The sequence below is a fragment of the Brachyspira hyodysenteriae ATCC 27164 genome, from assembly GCF_001676785.2.
Lineage (GTDB): Bacteria > Spirochaetota > Brachyspiria > Brachyspirales > Brachyspiraceae > Brachyspira > Brachyspira hyodysenteriae.
In genome coordinates this window covers 2,761,945-2,780,400 of record NZ_CP015910.2, presented here as the reverse complement: position 1 = coordinate 2,780,400, position 18,456 = coordinate 2,761,945, and the positions used below count along the sequence as shown (strand labels likewise).

At 28.8% G+C, this 18,456-nt stretch carries 19 protein-coding genes; 5 read left to right on the top strand and 14 right to left on the bottom strand.

All coding sequences use genetic code 11. From position 1 onward, the window contains the following. Nucleotide 1: 1 nt before the first annotated feature. The 3 genes from BHYOB78_RS12145 (at nt 2) to BHYOB78_RS12135 (ending at nt 2,398) form a co-directional block, all read left to right on the top strand. Nucleotides 2-715, top strand: a complete 714-nt coding sequence (locus BHYOB78_RS12145) for an amino acid ABC transporter permease (protein WP_012671078.1) — start codon at nt 2-4, stop codon at nt 713-715. Next, nucleotides 708-1,436, top strand: a complete 729-nt coding sequence (locus tag BHYOB78_RS12140) for an amino acid ABC transporter ATP-binding protein (RefSeq protein WP_020064724.1) — start codon at nt 708-710, stop codon at nt 1,434-1,436. Before BHYOB78_RS12145 ends, BHYOB78_RS12140 begins: the two co-directional genes overlap by 8 nt. Before the next feature lie 224 nt (nt 1,437-1,660). Then, on the top strand, nt 1,661-2,398 hold the full coding sequence (locus BHYOB78_RS12135) for a site-2 protease family protein (RefSeq protein ID WP_012671076.1): 738 nt from the start codon (nt 1,661-1,663) through the stop codon (nt 2,396-2,398). Nucleotides 2,399-2,401: 3 nt separating this feature from the next. Here the strand turns inward: BHYOB78_RS12135 and BHYOB78_RS12130 are convergent, their stop codons facing one another. From BHYOB78_RS12130 to BHYOB78_RS12115, 4 genes are read right to left on the bottom strand one after another with little or no spacing between them, the layout of a single operon-like run. Then, nucleotides 2,402-3,295 (bottom strand): hypothetical protein, encoded by an 894-nt coding sequence (locus tag BHYOB78_RS12130; RefSeq protein ID WP_012671075.1) that lies wholly within the window; start codon nt 3,293-3,295, stop codon nt 2,402-2,404. A gap of 22 nt (nt 3,296-3,317) precedes the next feature. Further along, the gene (locus BHYOB78_RS12125; RefSeq protein WP_012671074.1) at nt 3,318-4,388 is read right to left on the bottom strand and encodes a hypothetical protein; all 1,071 of its coding nucleotides are present in this window, start codon (nt 4,386-4,388) and stop codon (nt 3,318-3,320) included. Between the two features lie 24 nt (nt 4,389-4,412). Further along, nucleotides 4,413-4,820 carry a DUF948 domain-containing protein gene (locus BHYOB78_RS12120; RefSeq protein ID WP_012671073.1) on the bottom strand — a complete coding sequence of 136 codons (408 nt, stop codon included), beginning with the start codon at nt 4,818-4,820 and terminating at the stop codon, nt 4,413-4,415. Nucleotides 4,821-4,828: 8 nt separating this feature from the next. Then, nucleotides 4,829-5,095 (bottom strand): YtxH domain-containing protein, encoded by a 267-nt coding sequence (locus tag BHYOB78_RS12115; protein WP_012671072.1) that lies wholly within the window; start codon nt 5,093-5,095, stop codon nt 4,829-4,831. 254 nt (nt 5,096-5,349) lie between these two features. Here BHYOB78_RS12115 and BHYOB78_RS12110 point away from each other — a divergent pair, with 254 nt between their 5' ends. After that, complete coding sequence (locus BHYOB78_RS12110) at nt 5,350-5,862, top strand: PaaI family thioesterase (RefSeq protein ID WP_012671071.1); 513 nt, start codon at nt 5,350-5,352, stop codon at nt 5,860-5,862. Nucleotides 5,863-5,963: 101 nt separating this feature from the next. After that, nucleotides 5,964-7,757, top strand: a complete 1,794-nt coding sequence (locus BHYOB78_RS12105) for a glycosyltransferase family 2 protein (protein WP_012671070.1) — start codon at nt 5,964-5,966, stop codon at nt 7,755-7,757. Between the two features lie 2 nt (nt 7,758-7,759). Here BHYOB78_RS12105 and BHYOB78_RS12100 read toward each other — a convergent pair whose 3' ends face one another. The 10 genes from BHYOB78_RS12100 to BHYOB78_RS12055 form a co-directional block, all read right to left on the bottom strand. After that, the gene (locus BHYOB78_RS12100; protein WP_012671069.1) at nt 7,760-8,032 is read right to left on the bottom strand and encodes a hypothetical protein; all 273 of its coding nucleotides are present in this window, start codon (nt 8,030-8,032) and stop codon (nt 7,760-7,762) included. Between the two features lie 317 nt (nt 8,033-8,349). After that, nucleotides 8,350-9,303, bottom strand: a complete 954-nt coding sequence (locus BHYOB78_RS12095) for an ABC transporter permease (protein WP_020064725.1) — start codon at nt 9,301-9,303, stop codon at nt 8,350-8,352. A gap of 31 nt (nt 9,304-9,334) precedes the next feature. Further along, nucleotides 9,335-10,450, bottom strand: coding sequence for an ABC transporter permease (locus BHYOB78_RS12090; protein WP_012671067.1), 1,116 nt, complete (start codon nt 10,448-10,450; stop codon nt 9,335-9,337). Nucleotides 10,451-10,588: 138 nt separating this feature from the next. Beyond that, entirely contained in the window at nt 10,589-11,449 is an 861-nt protein-coding gene (locus tag BHYOB78_RS12085; RefSeq protein ID WP_012671066.1) for an Rpn family recombination-promoting nuclease/putative transposase, read from the bottom strand. A 57-nt stretch (nt 11,450-11,506) separates the two neighbouring features. Beyond that, on the bottom strand, nt 11,507-13,036 hold the full coding sequence (locus tag BHYOB78_RS12080; protein ID WP_012671065.1) for an ABC transporter ATP-binding protein: 1,530 nt from the start codon (nt 13,034-13,036) through the stop codon (nt 11,507-11,509). Nucleotides 13,037-13,196: 160 nt separating this feature from the next. Beyond that, on the bottom strand, nt 13,197-14,273 hold the full coding sequence (locus BHYOB78_RS12075) for a BMP family lipoprotein (protein ID WP_020064726.1): 1,077 nt from the start codon (nt 14,271-14,273) through the stop codon (nt 13,197-13,199). Nucleotides 14,274-14,332: 59 nt separating this feature from the next. Further along, the gene (locus tag BHYOB78_RS12070; RefSeq protein WP_020064727.1) at nt 14,333-15,406 is read right to left on the bottom strand and encodes a BMP family lipoprotein; all 1,074 of its coding nucleotides are present in this window, start codon (nt 15,404-15,406) and stop codon (nt 14,333-14,335) included. Between the two features lie 13 nt (nt 15,407-15,419). Continuing rightward, nucleotides 15,420-16,493 carry a BMP family lipoprotein gene (locus tag BHYOB78_RS12065; RefSeq protein WP_012671062.1) on the bottom strand — a complete coding sequence of 358 codons (1,074 nt, stop codon included), beginning with the start codon at nt 16,491-16,493 and terminating at the stop codon, nt 15,420-15,422. Nucleotides 16,494-16,539: 46 nt separating this feature from the next. Then, nucleotides 16,540-17,622 (bottom strand): BMP family lipoprotein, encoded by a 1,083-nt coding sequence (locus tag BHYOB78_RS12060; RefSeq protein ID WP_020064728.1) that lies wholly within the window; start codon nt 17,620-17,622, stop codon nt 16,540-16,542. Nucleotides 17,623-17,652: 30 nt separating this feature from the next. Then, nucleotides 17,653-18,438, bottom strand: a complete 786-nt coding sequence (locus tag BHYOB78_RS12055) for a nucleoside phosphorylase (protein ID WP_020064729.1) — start codon at nt 18,436-18,438, stop codon at nt 17,653-17,655. Between the last annotated feature and the right edge of the window lie 18 nt (nt 18,439-18,456).

Here is an 18,456-nt window from a genome sequence, read left to right as displayed (position 1 = left end):
TATGCTTGAATATTTAGAACTTCTAAAGTTAATATTCATATCAAATGAGCGATACATTTATGTCATAAAAGGATTATTATTTTCTGTAGGAACAACAGCTTGTGCTACAGTGATAGGTATTATATTAGGTATATTAGTTGCATTACTTCAGCTTTCAGAATTCTATCCATTTAAAAACTCTAAAAAATTAAGAGATTTCAATCCTTTGTCAAAGTTAGCATTTTGGTATGTAAATATTTTAAGAGGTACTCCTGTTGTAGTACAGCTTATGATATGGGCTAATGTCATTTTCGTTGATAATTTAAGAGATACTCCTATACTCATTATAGCAGCTATTGCCTTTGGAATAAACTCCGGAGCTTATGTAGCTGAGATTATAAGGGCTGGTATACAAAGTTTGGATAAAGGACAAATGGAAGCTGCAAGGGCTTTGGGTATGAATTATTCTATGTCTATGAAAGAAATCATAATACCTCAGGCCATAAAAAAAATACTTCCTCCTCTTGTAAGCGAGTTTATAGCATTGCTTAAAGAGACTTCTGTTGTCGGATTTATAGGCGGAGTTGATTTGCTTAGATCTGCCAATATCATTACAAGCCAAACATATAGAGGAGTTGAGCCTTTAATTGCTGTTGGTATAATATATTTTATACTTACTTCTGTATTTGCTATGATTATGAAGAAAGTAGAGGAGGGTTTGAGAGAAAGTGATTAAGGTTAGAAATTTACATAAACAATTCGGAAAATTGGAAGTACTTAAAGGTATAGATGTTGATATTGCAAAAGGAGAAATTATCGCTGTAATAGGACCTTCAGGAAGCGGTAAATCAACATTTTTAAGATGCCTAAACAGACTTGAAGAACCTTCTCAGGGTGATATTATTATTAATGGTAAAAATATCATGGATAAGGGTACTGATATTAATTTAATGAGGCAGGAACTTGGAATGGTGTTTCAGCATTTCAATTTGTTTCCTCATAAAACAGTTATGCAAAATATCACTTTAGCCCCTATGAAAGTAAAAAAGGTTTCAAAAGAAAATGCTGAGAAAAAAGCTATAGAACTTCTTAATAAAGTAGGATTGGTTGATAAAAAAGATGTTTATCCTAGCAAGCTTTCAGGGGGACAGAAGCAGAGAATAGCTATAGCAAGAGCTTTGGCTATGGAGCCTGATATTATGCTTTTTGATGAGCCTACTTCTGCATTGGATCCTGAGATGATTAAAGAGGTTTTAGATGTTATGATAGAGCTTGCAAGAGAAGGCATGACTATGATAATTGTTACTCATGAAATGGGTTTTGCTAAGAATGTTGCTACTAGAATACTCTTTATGAATGACGGAAAGATACTTGAAGATGAAAAACCTGATGAGTTCTTCTCTAATCCTAAGCATGATAGAGTTAAAGACTTCTTGTATAAGGTATTGAATCATTAATTATAAATACTATAAAGTAATTATAAAAATTGTGAGCCTCTTTAAATTTTACTAGAGTCTCACAATTTTTATTGCAATAATAAATAATTATTTTATCATATAACAGTTTTATATGTTTTAACCTTAAATTGATATTTTTTTATTTAAAATAAAAAATAATTTTTATACTGAATAATAATAAAAGTTTTTTATATTTAAATACATATATTTTAAGGAAACAAATAATGGTTTATGAAATATTTTCTAACAAACTTTCAATAGGCATCATATCTTATGTTGTATTTATAATATCAGCAAGCACACATGAATATTCTCATGCAAAAACCGCATTTATGTTCGGCGATAGAACAGCTATGAGAGAGGGCAGACTTACTCTCAATCCTTTAGCACATATTGATATATTAGGAAGTGTAGTTCTTCCAATAATTGCAGCAGTTACAGGTATTCCGGTTATAGGCTGGATGAAGGCAGTTCCTGTTAATCCTAATAATTTTAATAATTTTGAAAGAGATCAGGCTTTAGTATCATTTGCCGGTCCTTTTGCTAATCTTATGATAGCAACTGTATCATTTATCATAATGAAAATATTAACATTTACTACAGACGGCACTTTTATAATATATAAAATAATAATGTTTTTAGAACAGAATAATAATGGCTTATCAAATTTTATGATCAATGCTTTGCCTATAATATTAACAATGTTGTTTATGTTTTATATGATTAATATAATGCTTATGTTTTTTAATTTATTGCCTTTTCCTCCATTGGACGGAGGCTGGATATTAAGATTTTTCCTCTCTCCAAAAGGTAAAGATACTTATGATAAAATATATCCTTATGGATTTTTAATACTTTATGCATTGCTTTTCTTTGGAATATTAAGAACTATATTGGCATTCATACAGACTATATCACAGCATTTATTAGGAAAGAGTATTAATATTATATTTTCTATATAATGTTTATCTTTTTAAACTCCACCAATCCCATTGAGGAGTATAGAACATATATTCAATACCAAAATTAAATGTTGAGCTGTTTGGTGCATTTCCTGAGCCTAATACTGTTTTTTGATATGATACAGTCATATATAGAAAATCAGATATTGTAGCTTTGAATTTTACAAATATATCTAAATAGGATAGAGCTGATTCTTTTGTATACGGAAATATATAATTAACCCCTGTATATAAAGTTATAAATGGAGAAGTGATAACCTCTATTCCGCCGGATATTTCGCCTGTATTAAGAATATCTTTTAATAAATTATCTCTTGTATCGAAAGTGTAGCAGAAGAAAAAATTAAGCGGTATTACTTTAGGAATACCAGCAATCATTATAGTTGTATATATATTAAAAGGGTCTTTTATATCAGCATATATATGAGTATTTTTCATAAAGCTGTAGCTTAATCCTACTTTAACACCTATAGATAAATACCAATCTAAAAGAGTGGCTTTCATAGTGGCATTTATAGAATCAAAATTAAAAGTATCAGTCATATTAGTTTCACTTGTTATATCGTTTCTCCAATCTTGTCTTTGATATGTGAAACTTGTTGATACTCCTAATTCCAAATATTTAATAGGTCTTACTTTGAAATAAGGCATAAATGTGAAATATAAGTCTCTTCTGCTTATATTAGGGTTATAAGGGTCTAAAATATTTAGTTTTCCGTCACTAAACCAGCCATTATATTCAGAAAATATTCCTCCTATACCTACAGAAAACATTTTATTTTTTTCTATAAGAGGAGTTACATCCAATTCAAAATCGTTTCTTCTGGCAAAAGATATTTGAGAAAAACAGAATAATATAAAAAATATAAAGTATATAATTAATAATCTATTTTTCATAATATTAGTTAATAATCACTTTTCACTTTTTTAATAAATCAATATTTTTTTCTATATTGTATCTGTATCTTAGATCTGTAACTAATATTTGATATTTTTGCTGAGTTTTAGCTTCAACTACTAAACTAGCCAATGCTTTTTGAGCATCTGCATAAGGCAAAGAATCTATATTATACATTTTACCATATCTTTCATAAGCAAGATTAATTTCTTCTTCTGTAGGAGTGGGTATAGTTGATCTTATAGTTTTATCTATATAATGCGAAGTAACGGCACTTCTAGTCAAGAAATTTTCTATAGCTTTAGCCTGAGGAGTATCATAAAAACCTTCCTTTTTAGCTTCATACATCATAATTTCTCTAGCAACGAAAGCTTTAAACATTCCTTCTTTTGCCTGTAATCTCAAAGCTGCCGGTATATTAGCTCCTGCCTGTTTTATAGATTCATTAAACATATCATTAAATTCTGACAAAGGTACAGTTTGATCTTCTATAGTAATGCAAGGATCAGTATCAAGCGAATATTTCAAATTATATTTACTTTTTCCAATTTCTATAATTTTGTCATATTCATTTCTCATACGCTCTTGAAGAATTGTTGTTTCTATTTCCATAGCAACTTGTTCATATCTTACATTAGGACCTACAGCTGCTCTTATTCTGGATATATTATCATTAAAGAATTTTCTTTTTTCAGCGTCTGTCACTATAGCAAAATTATCAGACACTTTACTTTGCATATAAATTTGTGATAATTGATTATCTCTTTCTTTAGATATTAATTTTAATATTTCTTCGTCTTTATCATATCCTTCTTCAACAGCTTTTAAGTACACCACTTCCTGTTCTATGATTTGTGAAGCAAACTGCCATAATTGAAACTCATTAGTAAGAAGAGCATTAATAGCCTCTTCAGGAGCTCCTCTTAAAACAGTAAGATTAGATATTTCAGATAAACATTCTTCAGCAGTGATAAGCTTTTTTATATTTCCTTCTCCGTCTCTTATTCTAATAACCCAATTTGTATCTTGTGAATATAAAAAAGAAGAAAATAAAACTATACAAAAAATTGAAAAAAATATTTTTTTTATCATAACTAAATAATTCCTAAATTTAAATCAAAAATCCTCATCATCATTTTCTGTGAAATCATCTTTTTTTCTATTTTTACCAGTAAATAAGGCAAATATAGATTTAAATATATTAATAATACTAAAATTATTAGATATATCTGTAGTTATAGAGCTAAAATTATTAATGCTATTAGATAAACTGTTAAAAGATTCATGTATACTATCTAATGTTACTTTTACTTTATTAGTTTCATCATTTACTGTGTCGGCAATGCTTCCTATTTTTTCACTAATAGATTCGATATTTTCAAGTATTCTATCGAATCTATTAGTAAATCTAAAATAACCTGCAAGTAAAACAAAAAATATAGCTAATACTAATATTAATATAGAAATAGCAATGAAAGCTAAAGATATAGCTATAACATTAATTTGAAATGTAATATCTTGCATATTAATTATTATTCTTCAACTGTTTCTTCAGAAGATTTCTTTTTTCTTTTTTCAAAGAAATCATTAGTTTTTTCTTTTCCTTTTTCAACTAATTCTGAAGTTTTTAATACACTTCTATGATAAATATCATCTACTTTATATTTGATATTGTCCATAGTTTCTTTGATATCTTCTCTTGTTTCTTCACCTGCTTTTGGAGCAAATAGTACGCCCAATGCTAAACCAGCTGATAAACCTAATAAAAATGAAAACATACCTGATACTTCTCTAGACATAATAATATCCTCCTAGTTACATAACTTAGCTTTAATATTAAATTTAATTTACATTTTTGTCAACTAATCAAAAATGCTTTTATGTTATAAAAACTATAAATAAACTAATAAGTAATATTGTTTTTTTATATAAAAAGCTTTAATATATTATGCATATAATAGTTATTAAAAATATTATAATTTTTAGTTTATTGTTATGCAGGTATTGTACAATAATTATAACTGATTCTGTAAAATTTATCGTAGGAGTTATTATGGAATTGAAAGTTTTGAATAAGCAAAATAATTCTAGAATGTGTCTTGTATGCGGATTTAAAAATGATTTGAGTTTAAAAGCTGAGTTTTATGAGTTGGAAGATAAATCATTATGTGCTTTGGTAACTTTTAAAGATGTGCATCAAGGCTATCCTTCAAGAGTTCATGGAGGAATACTTGCTGCTATTTTAGATGAGACTATAGGCAGAGCTATGATGCCTTATACAGGTGAAGATAAATGGGGAGTTACTATGACTCTTACAACAAAGTATAAAAAACCTGTGCCTATTAATGAAGAAATAAGAATAATAGGAAAAATCACTTCCGGAGACGGCAGAATATTTGAAGGAGAAGGATATATACTTCTTAATGATGATAAAGTAGCTGTAACTGCTAAAGGTACATATATATGTATGGGACTTGAAAAAATAGCTGAGATGGATCCTAATAATGAGGAAGATTGGTCTGTAGAAAAAAAAGAAACAGATCCTAAAACTATAAATATACCTTAATTTATAAAGTGTTATGTTGACTTTGATTAATACTTTTTGTATAATAATCTTTAATTCTTAAGTATAAAAAAATATAAAAAAATTTTGACTGAAAATAAATTATGAAAATAAATGAATTAGTGTCTATATTGGTTCCTGTATATAATATAGAAAAAACAATAGAAAAAAATATTAATATACTTATAGAAAAAGTTTCTCCTTTTTTTATGAATTTTGAAATAATTATTTCTGATGATGGAAGCAGTGATAATTCAAGAGAAGAAATAAAAAAAATATGTACTAACTTTCAAAATAATAATACAAATAAAAATTTAAAAAATATAATAGGTATTTATGCAAGAGAAAATCAAGGCAAAGGACATGCTTTAAAAAGAGCATGCGAAATGTCAAGCGGTGAATATATAATATTTTGCGACGGGGACATGGAAATAGATCCTTCTCAATTAGAAAATTTTTTTGTGATTATGCAAAAAGAGAATGCTGATGTTGTTATAGGTTCTAAGAGGCATAAAGATTCTATAGTTAATTATTCTAATATAAGAAAGTTAATATCTTTTATATATTTTATGTTTGTAAAAATATTCTTTCATCTTCCTATACAGGATACGCAAACAGGATTAAAACTTTTTAAAAGAGATGCCATTATAAATATTTTCCCTAGAATATTAGTTAAAGCTTTTGCTTATGATTTAGAAGTATTGGTGGCTTGCAATTCCAATGGAAAAAAAATAGTATCTGCTCCTGTTATAGTTAATCCTAATAGGCATTTCGGATTTATTAGATTTCCTATACTTTGGAGAACATTTATTGATACATTGGCAATATTTTATAGGCTTAATATTGTTAATTTTTATAAAGATTTATTTTGCGAGTTAAAAGAAAAGCCTCTTGTAAGTATTATAATCCCTTTAAAAAAAATTAATGATTATATAAAAGAAGAAACAGAATATTTACTTGAACAGATACATACAAATTTTGAAGTGATAATACTTCCAGATAAATATACAGATGATGAGGTTAATATAGAATTATTCAAAGATAATAGGATTAAAATAATAGAAACAGGTGAAATTCCTCCGGCTTTAAAAAGAGCAATGGGAGTAAAAAAATCTAATGGAAGTATATTAGCATTTTTAGATGATGATACATACCCTGAAAAAGATTGGCTTCATAATGCATTGAGGGCTATGGAAAGTACTAAAGTTTCAGCTTTGGGAGGACCTGCTATTAATACGCCTAAGGACAATTTTTCAAAGCAGATAAGCGGACTTATTTACAGTTCTACACTTATGAGCGGAAAACATAAAGCTAGATATATACCGGATAAAGTTCAGTATGTTAATGATTATCCAAGCTGCAATTTTATTATTACTAGGGAGCTTTATGATAGGGTAGGAGGTTTTGACAGTGAGTATTGGCCTGGTGAAGATACTATTCTTTGCAATAACATAATGAAAGAAAATGAAAAAATATTATATACTCCTGAAGCATTGGTATATCATCATAGGAGAGATTTATTTTTTGGGCATTTTAAACAGTTAAAAGGTTATGCTTGGCATAGGGGATATTTTGTTAAAAGATTTGGCGGCAATTCTTTAAGTTTATCGTATTTCATTCCTTCAATATTCTTACTTTATACAATTTTTGTGCCTTTTGCTTTATACTTTAATTTGCCTCAAATTTTAAATAATTATATTCCAGCTATTAATAAAAATATATTCTTAGCTTTATTATTATTTCCTCATAGTTTTTATGCATTATGTTTGCTTGGAAGCTGGGCTAGTACATTATCTCCTATAAAGGGTTTTTGTAAGGCTATAGGTATATTTTTGTCGCATCTTACTTATGGAGTATTTTTTATAAAAGGTTTTATAACTGGATTTATAAAAAAATAAGATTAGAATTCTATAAAAGATAATTCCATTTTTCTTATAATACTAGATATTGCATTGATTTTTTCATCATTATTTATATCTGATATTTTATAAGATTCAGGATCTGATTTTATCATGTCCAATAATTCAAAAGAGTAAACAAATAAATTTTCACTCATTATATCATCTAATAATATATCATCTTCTAATAATTCATTTATTTTTAAAGCATTATCGAATAATATTTGATGATCTATATTTTCGATTAATATATTTAATTCTTCACAATTAGCCATATTCTATACCTATTTATAAAAATTATACATAATTATATAGTATATTTAAATAAAATGTAAAGTCAATATTTTTTTAATATGATGAAACAAAATATATTGTCATGCTAACAAAAAATAAACAACTATTTAGAAAATGTGATATATTATAAATAGTTTGTATATAATTATCTTTTTAAGCTATGATTGCTTATTTACAGCATTAATAATAAAATTATAAATATATGATTTTGAATTAATAGAATTTTATTATATAAAGCATATTAACAATAAATAATAAAAAAGCTGAGAGCTGTAAAACCCTCAGCTTTATTTATAAATTATCTTACACTCTTATCATAAGGAATGCCTGATGCCTTAGGAGCCTGTGAATTTTTAGAAGTAAATGCAAGTACTATTATAGTTGTTATATAAGGAATCATTTTGTATATATTGTTTGATATAGGAAGACTTGCAAGTATAGGTATTCCGGAATAAGCAGAAGCTAATGTTTTCATAAGTCCGAAGAAGAAAGCAGCATAAAGTATTTTCATAGGCTTCCATTGTCCGAATATAAGTACTGCTAAAGCCAAGAATCCGTAACCTGCAACAGTAGCATTAAAGTTTGTAGAAGTAGGAATAACAAATACTAGTCCTCCTAAACCTCCCAATGCTCCTGATATAGCAACACCAATATAACGCATCTTATAAACATTAATACCTACAGAATCTGCAGCTTGAGGATGCTCTCCGCAGCTTCTTAGTCTAAGTCCGAATCTGGTTTTATAAAGAATGAACCAAGATAGAGCTAATATTATGAATCCTATATATGTTGTTATGTATGTGTTTTTGAAGAATAATCCTCCTATTATAGGAATGCTTCCAAGTATAGGTACTGATTCTATTCTAAAATTATTAACGAAACTTATTTGCTGAACTGTTTGAATAGCTCTTGTAACATATATAGCAAAAGCAGGAGCAAATATATTTAAAGCTGTACCGCTTATAACCTGATCAGCACTCATACTAATAGCAGCATAAGCATGAAGAAGAGAAAATATAAGACCTGATAAAGCTGATATAATCATCGCTAAAAATAATGTTATCATAGGAGGGAAATTAGCTCCTAATCTGCTTATAAAAAATATTCCTGCAAAAGCCCCAATTATCATTATACCTTCAAGAGCAATATTAACTACTCCGCTTCTTTCAGAAAACATTCCGCCTAATGCTACAAGTAAAAGCGGAATAGAAAAAAACATAGTCTGCTGTACTAAAAAATAAATTGTTTCCATTAAAAAAATCTCCTTTTATATTTTCTATTCTTTACTCATTAGCATTTTTTTCTTCTTTTTTGACTAGCTTTTTGGATATAAATCCAACAATAGATTTAAAAAGTAAAGCAAAAGCACTGAAATATATTATAGAAGATATAATCATCTCTATAATTTCAGGAGTAAAATCATATATCTGCATATAAAAACCGCCTACTGTTATATGAGCAATAAAAAGTCCGGCGATTAATATTCCTATAGGGTGAGATAGTCCGAGTAATGCAATAGGGATACCCATAAAACCTTCTTCAGCAAGTATATCAACAACTTCTATATGTTTTCCAACTCCAGAAAGATATAAAAGTCCGCCGCCAAGTCCTGCCAAAGCACCTGCTATAACCATAGAAAGAATAATATTTCTTTTTTCGTTAATACCTGCATATTTACTTGCATCTTTATTGAGTCCGCATGCTTTAAGCTCGAAACCGAATGTAGTTTTTGAAAGTATTATATATACTATTATTACTACTATTACAGCAATGAAGAATCCTCCGTTAGCACTTGAACCTCTGAATATAACATTAAGTCCCATAGTAGGAATCATAGAAGAAGGAGGAATATTTTGAGATTGGTTTTTAAGCATATCATAAACTGTAAGCGTAACAAGATAATTAACTAAATACATACCAATATAATTCATCATAATGCTTGAAATAACTTCATTAACATTGAAATGAGCCTTTAAAAAACCAGGTAAATAAGCCCAAAGTCCTCCGGCTATAAAAGAAACTATTAAAGCTACAAACCAATGTAGAGCAGGCGGAAGGAATGTGCATTTTACTGCTACTAATACAGCAGCATAAGCACCTACTATAAATTGTCCGGGAGCTCCTATATTAAAGAGTCCGTTTTTAAAAGCGAATCCAACCGAAAGCCCTGTGAGTATTAAAGGTGTGGCAGTGTATATAACCTGTCCCATTCCTCTAGAGCCTCCAGAAAATCCTCCTGAAAGTATTGTCATAAAAGCGGGAAAAGCATCATGAACATTACTTATAAGAAGTATTATAAGACCCAGAAGCAGCCCTATAATAATAGCGAGAAAAGAAGAAAATATATTAACAAATCCTTCTTTCTCCAAAATACCAGCCAATTTGTTTTTTAAATCCATTAAGCACTCCTTTTATAACAATACATTATTAATAATTTTATCTAGTATTTTTTATTTTTATTTATTATATCCTTTATAAAAAAATTATTCGCTTTTAGTCTATTTTAAGTAAACTTAAAATAGACTCATAATTTTTTATTATAGTTTTTCTATTTCTTCTATACTCAAACCTGTTAATTCACTAATAAGATTTATATCCATATTTTTCTTTTTCATATTTCTTACTAATGAATATTTTTCTTTTTCTATGCCTTCTTTTATACCTTCTTCTCTTTCTCTTTTAAGCATTATGGTTTGTCCGTATAAAAATGCATCTCTGGCATTATAAACTTCCATCTCTTCTTCACTTGATATAAATCTCTCATATTTATCTATTACTTTTGGCATAATATTATTAAGCTCCTTTAATTTTTCTTTAACTTTATCTAAATCTTTAACTGTAAAAAATTCAATCCAAGATAATATTTTATTTTTTTTAATATCATCTATACTAGAATTATTTAATATTTTTGTAAATCTTGGAATTTCTATTATATGCATTTGAATAATATCTAATGATACATTATGATTTTGAGTGTCTATTAATTTAAAGCATCTATGTTCCTTACCTTCATCATTAAAGTCCATATTGAAATTTACAAAATTAATGCTTATAACCTGGCTAATAATATCATAAGATTCATTTTCATTTAATTCGCTTACTATATTTTTTGATATATAATAATATATTCTTTTAACAAAATCTATATTCCCTGATAATTGTATTTCTATAATAATTTTTTTATTATCTTTAGTAATAGCCTTAACATCAAGTACTGATTCTTTTAGATTAATATTTTCAGGTAAATTATGAGGATTAATTATTTCTAAATTATGAACTTCTTCAAAACCTGAATCTATAAGCACACAATTGACTATATTTTCAAGTATATCTTCATTACCAATAGAGCCTAGAAGGTAACGCACAAAGTAATCATTCATTCTATTTATATTTCTCATAACAACTATTAACCAAAGAATATAATAAAAACAATTATAATGCTATAAACCAAAATCTTATGCACTTCTTTTAGAGCCTGCCATGTAAAGACCTAATTCATTAATAGTTAAATCTTTATTGTTAACATTAGCTACAATCTCACCTTCATATATAACAAGTATTCTGTCGCTTAAATTCATAACTTCGTCAAGCTCCAAAGAAACAAGTAAAACCGCCTTTCCATTATCACGTTGTCTTATTAATTCTTTATGTATATATTCTATAGCCCCAACATCTAATCCCCTTGTAGGCTGAACTGCTATAAGTAAATCCGGATTTCTGTCTATTTCTCTTGCTATGATAGCCTTTTGCTGATTACCTCCTGACATACTTCTGGCTATAGTTTTAGCTCCTTCAGCACTTCTTATATCAAATCTTTTTATAAGTTCATTAGCATAATTTTCTATTTCTTTGAATTTTAAGAAGCCTTTATTTTGAAATCTTTCTGTGAAATAAGTTTGAAGTATTGTATTTTCTCCAAGAGTATAATCAAGTACAAGTCCATGTTTATGTCTGTCTTCTGGAATATGACCTATTCCGCTTAGAGTTTTATTTCTTATAGATAGGTTAGTAATGTCTTTGCCATTTAAATGAATGCTTCCGCTTGACATATCAATCAAACCTGTGAGTGCATATATAAGTTCGCTTTGTCCGTTTCCGTCAATACCAGCAATACATACTATCTCTCCGGCACGAACATCGAAAGAAACATTTTTAACAATATTTTTTTCACTATGAGGAGATTTAACATTTAGATCTTTTACTGATAATATTATATCTTTAGGTTTAGCCTCTGTCTTATCTACAACTAAAGATACTTTTCTTCCAACCATCATTTCAGACATCTCTTCTTTTGTAGTACTTTTTACATCAATAGTACCTATATATTTACCTTTACGAAGTACAGAACATCTGTCAGCAACTTCTTTAATTTCATTTAATTTATGAGTTATGAAAAGAATAGATTTTCCTTCTTTAGTTAAAGATTTCATAATTTTCATAAGCTCTTCTATTTCGCTAGGAGTAAGTACGGCAGTAGGCTCATCAAAAATAAGTATGTTATTATCTTTATAAAGCATTTTTAAAATTTCTACTCTCTGCTGCATACCTACTGTTAAATCACTTATTAAAGAATCAGGATAAATTTCAAGTCCGTAGGTTTTGCTTAATTCCATAACTTTTTTTCTTGCATCATCAACTTGAAGTATTCCATTTTTAACAGTTTCTACACCAAGCATAATATTTTCTAAAGCGGTAAAATTATGAACTAATTTAAAATGCTGATGCACCATACCAATACCTAAGGCATTAGCAGTATTAGGATTATCAATATTTACTTCTTTACCATTAACTTTAATTATACCTTCTTCTTGTTTATAAAGTCCGAAAAGCACGCTCATTAAAGTAGATTTTCCTGCTCCATTTTCTCCAAGCAAAGCATGGATTTCACCTCGTTTTAATTGTATAGTGATATTATCATTTGCTATTATACCTTTAAAACGTTTAGTTATATTAAGCATTTCAACTACATACTCTGAATTTTCCATTATATTTCCTATATAACTTTTATATATAATTATTTTAATAAAATAATTATATATAAAATATAGTTAAATGATTTTGAATTGTCAAATATTTATAAAAAAAAAATAGAGATACCAGATTATATCCGGCATCTCTCTTAAAATATTTTAGTATTAATATTCTTTATTGTATTAAATTAACTGTAACTATATCTAAAGGTAATTGATTAACATCTTTAGCATCTTTATCAGTAAGAACTTTTACTTCACTATTATTAAGTTTTTGATATATAGCATCATAATCATTCTGAGTGAATTTTTGGAATTTGGAAGTAGACATAGGGAGTCCTATACCATTAACTTTAGCATCAAGTATAACAGATTTTCCTCCTGGGAATTGATTTTTATAGAAATCATCTATGGCATTGTATACAGATTCTCCAAGCATTTTCATAGCAGAAGTAATAACAGTAGGAGATTCAGCACTTTGATCTATATCAACACCTATAACCAATCCGTTATTTTGTTCAGCAGCACTCATAACAGAGTTTCCGGCACCGCCTGCAGGAGCAAATATAACTTGTACACCGCTTTGATACCAAGAAGTAGCTAAAGTCTGATTTTCAGGGGTAGCATTGAAGTTACCTATATAAGTATAGTTAATTTTTATGCTTCCTACAGGCATATTCATTTCTTTAGCTGCATAATTAGCACCCTGAATAAATCCGTATCCGAATCTTATAACAGCAGGAACAGCCATACCAGCCATAACGCCTAAATTAGTGTATCCTTCTTTTACTATAGCATATCCGGCTAAAAATCCAGCTTGTTCTTCAGCATAAAGTACAGAATAAACATTTTTTTCAATTCTAAAGTCAGTATAAGTTCCGTCTTGAGGAGTACCATCTAAAAGTACAAAACTTACATTCGGATGTGTGTCTTGAGCTCTGTATACAGCAGGTTCAAATAAGAAACCAGGAGTTACTACCAATTTAGCACCTGCAGATACTGCTAAATCTATAGCATCAACATAAGCATCAGTAGTTTTTTGAGAAGGCTGGTAGTATTTATGAGATATGCCTTTTTCCTGAGCATATTTTGTTAATCCTTCCCATGATCCCTGATTGAATGATCTGTCATCTATAGTACCAACATCTGTTATTAATGCTAGTTCATATCCTCCAGATTTTTTTCCGCCGCCGCATGAAATCATTAAAATGAAGCTCATTAAGGTGATGATTAAAACAAGAATTTTTTTCATAATATGATGTCTCCTATTTTATAATATATTTATTTGCTAAAAATTATTAAAGCCAAAATTTATTTTATATAATTAATTTCTACTATATCCAAAGGTAATTCTTCTACAGTTCTCGCATTTCTTTCTTTTAAAATGTTAATATTACCTTCTGAAAGCTGATTATATATGGCATTATAATCATTCTCAGTGAAGTTTTTAAATTGGGAAGTTTTTATAGGAAGCCCTATACCATTTACTTTTGCATCTAATATAGTAGTTTGTCCGCCTTTAAAAGTACCATTATAAAAAGAATCAACTGCATTATAAACTGAATTTCTTATTCTTTTTATAGCAGAAGTAATAATAACAGGGGATTCAAAACTTTGATCAACATCAACACCTATAACTAATCCATTATTTTCTTCGGCAGAACTTATAACAGATTTTCCAGCACCTCCTGCAGGAGCAAATATTACCTGCACCCCATTTTGATACCAAGAAGAAGCAAGTTCTTTATTTTCACCGGTATCACTGAAATTGCCAATATATGTATAATTTATTTTTATGCTTCTAGTAGGCATATTTAATTCTTTAGCTGCATAATTTGCACCCTGAACAAATCCGTATCCAAATCTTATAACAGGAGGTACAGGCATTCCGCCTATAACTCCTAAGTTAGTATATCCTTCTTTTACTATAGCATATCCCGCTAAAAAACCAGCCTCTTCTTCAGCATAAATCATAGCATGAACATTTTTTTCTATTCTGAAATCAGTATAAGTACCATCTTGAGGAACACCATCTATAATTATAAAATTAACATCCGGATGTTTATCCTGAGATTTGTATACAGCTGTTTCAAATAAATAATTCGGAGTTATTATTAATTTTACGCCTTCAGAAACTGCTGAATCTATAGCATCAATATATGCTTCTGTATTATTTTCAGCAGCCTGATAATATTTGTATTTTTTTCCTGTACTTTCAGCATATCTAATTAATCCTTCCCAAGCTCCCTGATTATATGATTTATCATCTATTTTACCTTCTGTTATCAAAGCTATATCGAATTCTCCAACTTGTTCAGTTTTGGAGCATGAAATCATTAATATAAAAGCTGTAATAATTATCATTAAGCCGAAATTTTTTTTCATACTAATCTCCTAATTAATTTATATAATTAATTTTTACTAAATTCAAAGGTAATTTATCAACACTTTCCGCATCAGTATCTTTTAATACCCTAATTTTTTTTCTCATAAGAGAGTTATATATGATATTATAATCATATTCTTTAAAAACTTTAAATTTAGAAGTAGACATTGGAAGTCCTACTCCATTAACTCTTGTATCTAATATGAAAGTTTTTCCTCCATTAAAATTACCATTATAATAAGCAGCAACAGCATTATAAACAGATTCTCTTATCAATTTCATAGAAGAAGTAATAACAGTAGGAGATTCAAAACTTTGATCAACATCAATTCCTACAACTAAACCTCCATTATTCTCAGCAGCATTTATAACAGAATAAGAAGCGCCTCCTGCCGGAGCGAATATTACCTGTGTACCGCTTTTATACCAAGATGCAGCTAAATTTTGATTTTCCTGAGAATCATCATAATTTCCAACATAAGTGTATTTTATATTTATACTATCTTTAGGAATTTTTAATTCATCTGCTGCAAATTCTGCCCCTTGTACAAATCCGTATCCGAATTTTATAACAGGAGGAAGAGCCATACCTCCTATAACTCCTAAATTAGTATAACCTTCTTTTACTATAGCGTATCCTGCTAAAAATCCTGCTTCCTCTTCAGCATAAAGAATAGCAATAGTATTTTTTGCTGTCTTATAATCTGTGTAAGTTCCATCCTGAGGCTTTCCGTCTATCAATATAAAATGTACATTAGTATATATATCCTGTGCTTTATAAATAGCAGGTTCAAATATACTTCCTGGTGTTACTATCAATTTTGCTCCCATACGAACAGCAATATCTATAGCATTTAATGTTGATTGTACATTTTTATCAGGAACTTTATAATATTTATAGCTTATGCCATAATGTTCAGCATAATCCTTTACTCCTCTCCAAGTACTTTGATTAAATGATTTGTCATCTATATTTCTCATGATAACTGCTATTTCATAACCAAGTGATTTTCCACTGTTTGTATTACTGCAGGAAACAGTGTATAAAAAAACAAACACAATAAGAAGAGTAAGAAGTTTTTTCATATTTAAAAATCACCTCTTACTGCTAATCTTTTATATAGAGAACAAATCATTTTATATAATTAACCTTTGCTGAATTTAAATGTAAATTATTTACATTTTCTATATCAGTATCTTTTAATACTTTAATTGTTTTTGTTACAAGAGAGTCATATATAATATTATAGTCAGATTCTGTAAAAACTTTAAATTTAGAAGTAGACATAGGAAGTCCTATACCTTTAACTTGAGCTCCTAATATAGTAGTTTTTCCTCCGCTGAAATTTCCGTTATAATAAGATGCAACAGCATTATAAACAGATTCTCTTATCAATTTCATAGCAGAAGTAATAACAGTAGGAGATTCAAAACTCTGATCAACATCAACTCCTATTACCAATCCGTTATTATTTTCAGCAGCACTCATAACTGAATTTCCAGCAGCACCAGCAGCAGCAAATATTACTTGTACTCCGCTTTTATACCAAGAAGTAGCTAAAGTTTGATTTTCAGGTGTAGGATCATAATTGCCTATATAAGTATATTTTATATTAACAGAATCTTTAGGTAATTTTGATTCAACAGCAGCATAATCAGCACCCTGTACAAATCCGTATCCGAATCTAACTACAGCAGGGTGAGCAACACCTCCCATAAATCCTAAATTAGTATAACCTTCTTTTACTATAGCGTATCCTGCTAAAAATCCTGCTTCCTCTTCAGAATAAAGAATTGCTACTGTATTAGGTGATGTTTTATAATCTGTATAAGTTCCGTCTTGAGGTTCTCCATCTATCAGTATGAAATTTACGTTTGTGTAAATATCTTGAGCTTTATATATTGCAGGTTCAAACATATATCCAGGGGTTACTATTAATTTAGCACCGCATTTAACTGCAAGATCTATAGTGTTTAAATAAGAATCTATGTCCTTATCAGGAACTCTATAATATTTATAACTTATACCATAATTTTCGGCATAATCCTTTACACCTTCCCATGATCCCTGATTAAAAGATTTATCATCAATAGGACCTAAGTCTATAAGTACAGCTATTTCAAAAGTACTTGTATTAGTATTTGGGCTTTTGCTGCATGACAATGCAAATAAAGATGTGATAAATAACACACATAACATAATTTTTTTAATCATAATTCCATCCTAAAATATTTTTTATTGTTATTATTTTTTATCTTTGTCTATCAAAATTTTAATTGATTCTATTATTAAATCTATTGCTTCTTCTCCTGTATAGTTTTTTGGATCATTAATATTATTTTTTACTCTCTCCTGATTATGCAAAACAAGCATAGCAGCTCCTGTTCTTACATTTTTAGCAGCCCCAACTGCAAATAATGTAGCAGATTCCATTTCAGAAGCTAAACAGCCCGCTTTAATATAACTATCCCATTTATATAATAATTCCTTATCCACAGCCATACTTTCAGGAGCATGCTGAGCATAGAAAGCATCTTTGCACTGTACGACACCTACATGAGTTCTTGTTTTTATTTTATCAGCACCTTCAATCATTGCTTCAAGTACATCTATATTAGGCACGCATGGAAACTCTTTAGGTATATAGTTGTCCATTGTACCGCCACCTTTTATAGCTCCATTAACTATAACAACATCACCAGGCAATACTTCCATATTCATTCCGCCGCAAGTGCCAACGCGAATAAAAGTATCTGCACCAACTTTAATAAGTTCTTCCAAAGCTATTGCGGTAGAAGGTCCGCCTATACCATGAGAAGTAGTTGAAACTTTAACTCCGTTTATATATCCTGTATAAGTTGCATATTCTCTGTAATCTGCTATTAATTTGGCATCATCAAATCTTTTAGCTATTTTGACGCATCTTTTAGGATCTCCAGGCATAATAACATATCTTCCGACATCGCCTTTTTTTAATTTTAAATGATGAACTAAATTTTCATTTTCTTGATAATAAGCTTTTGGAAACATATTTAATTACCTCTTTAA

Excerpts from the sequence above, each read along its gene's own strand:
- BHYOB78_RS12145 (WP_012671078.1), top strand. The coding sequence starts at position 2 with ATGCTTGAATATTTAGAACTTCTAAAGTTAATATTCATATCAAATGAG.
- BHYOB78_RS12135 (WP_012671076.1), top strand. The coding sequence starts at position 1,661 with ATGGTTTATGAAATATTTTCTAACAAACTTTCAATAGGCATCATATCT.
- BHYOB78_RS12130 (WP_012671075.1), bottom strand. The coding sequence starts at position 3,295 with ATGAAAAATAGATTATTAATTATATACTTTATATTTTTTATATTATTC.
- BHYOB78_RS12125 (WP_012671074.1), bottom strand. The coding sequence starts at position 4,388 with ATGATAAAAAAAATATTTTTTTCAATTTTTTGTATAGTTTTATTTTCT.
- BHYOB78_RS12120 (WP_012671073.1), bottom strand. The coding sequence starts at position 4,820 with ATGCAAGATATTACATTTCAAATTAATGTTATAGCTATATCTTTAGCT.
- BHYOB78_RS12115 (WP_012671072.1), bottom strand. The coding sequence starts at position 5,095 with ATGTCTAGAGAAGTATCAGGTATGTTTTCATTTTTATTAGGTTTATCA.
- BHYOB78_RS12110 (WP_012671071.1), top strand. The coding sequence starts at position 5,350 with ATGGAATTGAAAGTTTTGAATAAGCAAAATAATTCTAGAATGTGTCTT.
- BHYOB78_RS12105 (WP_012671070.1), top strand. The coding sequence starts at position 5,964 with ATGAAAATAAATGAATTAGTGTCTATATTGGTTCCTGTATATAATATA.
- BHYOB78_RS12100 (WP_012671069.1), bottom strand. The coding sequence starts at position 8,032 with ATGGCTAATTGTGAAGAATTAAATATATTAATCGAAAATATAGATCAT.
- BHYOB78_RS12095 (WP_020064725.1), bottom strand. The coding sequence starts at position 9,303 with ATGGAAACAATTTATTTTTTAGTACAGCAGACTATGTTTTTTTCTATT.
- BHYOB78_RS12090 (WP_012671067.1), bottom strand. The coding sequence starts at position 10,450 with ATGGATTTAAAAAACAAATTGGCTGGTATTTTGGAGAAAGAAGGATTT.
- BHYOB78_RS12085 (WP_012671066.1), bottom strand. The coding sequence starts at position 11,449 with ATGAGAAATATAAATAGAATGAATGATTACTTTGTGCGTTACCTTCTA.
- BHYOB78_RS12080 (WP_012671065.1), bottom strand. The coding sequence starts at position 13,036 with ATGGAAAATTCAGAGTATGTAGTTGAAATGCTTAATATAACTAAACGT.
- BHYOB78_RS12075 (WP_020064726.1), bottom strand. The coding sequence starts at position 14,273 with ATGAAAAAAATTCTTGTTTTAATCATCACCTTAATGAGCTTCATTTTA.
- BHYOB78_RS12070 (WP_020064727.1), bottom strand. The coding sequence starts at position 15,406 with ATGAAAAAAAATTTCGGCTTAATGATAATTATTACAGCTTTTATATTA.
- BHYOB78_RS12065 (WP_012671062.1), bottom strand. The coding sequence starts at position 16,493 with ATGAAAAAACTTCTTACTCTTCTTATTGTGTTTGTTTTTTTATACACT.
- BHYOB78_RS12060 (WP_020064728.1), bottom strand. The coding sequence starts at position 17,622 with ATGATTAAAAAAATTATGTTATGTGTGTTATTTATCACATCTTTATTT.
- BHYOB78_RS12055 (WP_020064729.1), bottom strand. The coding sequence starts at position 18,438 with ATGTTTCCAAAAGCTTATTATCAAGAAAATGAAAATTTAGTTCATCAT.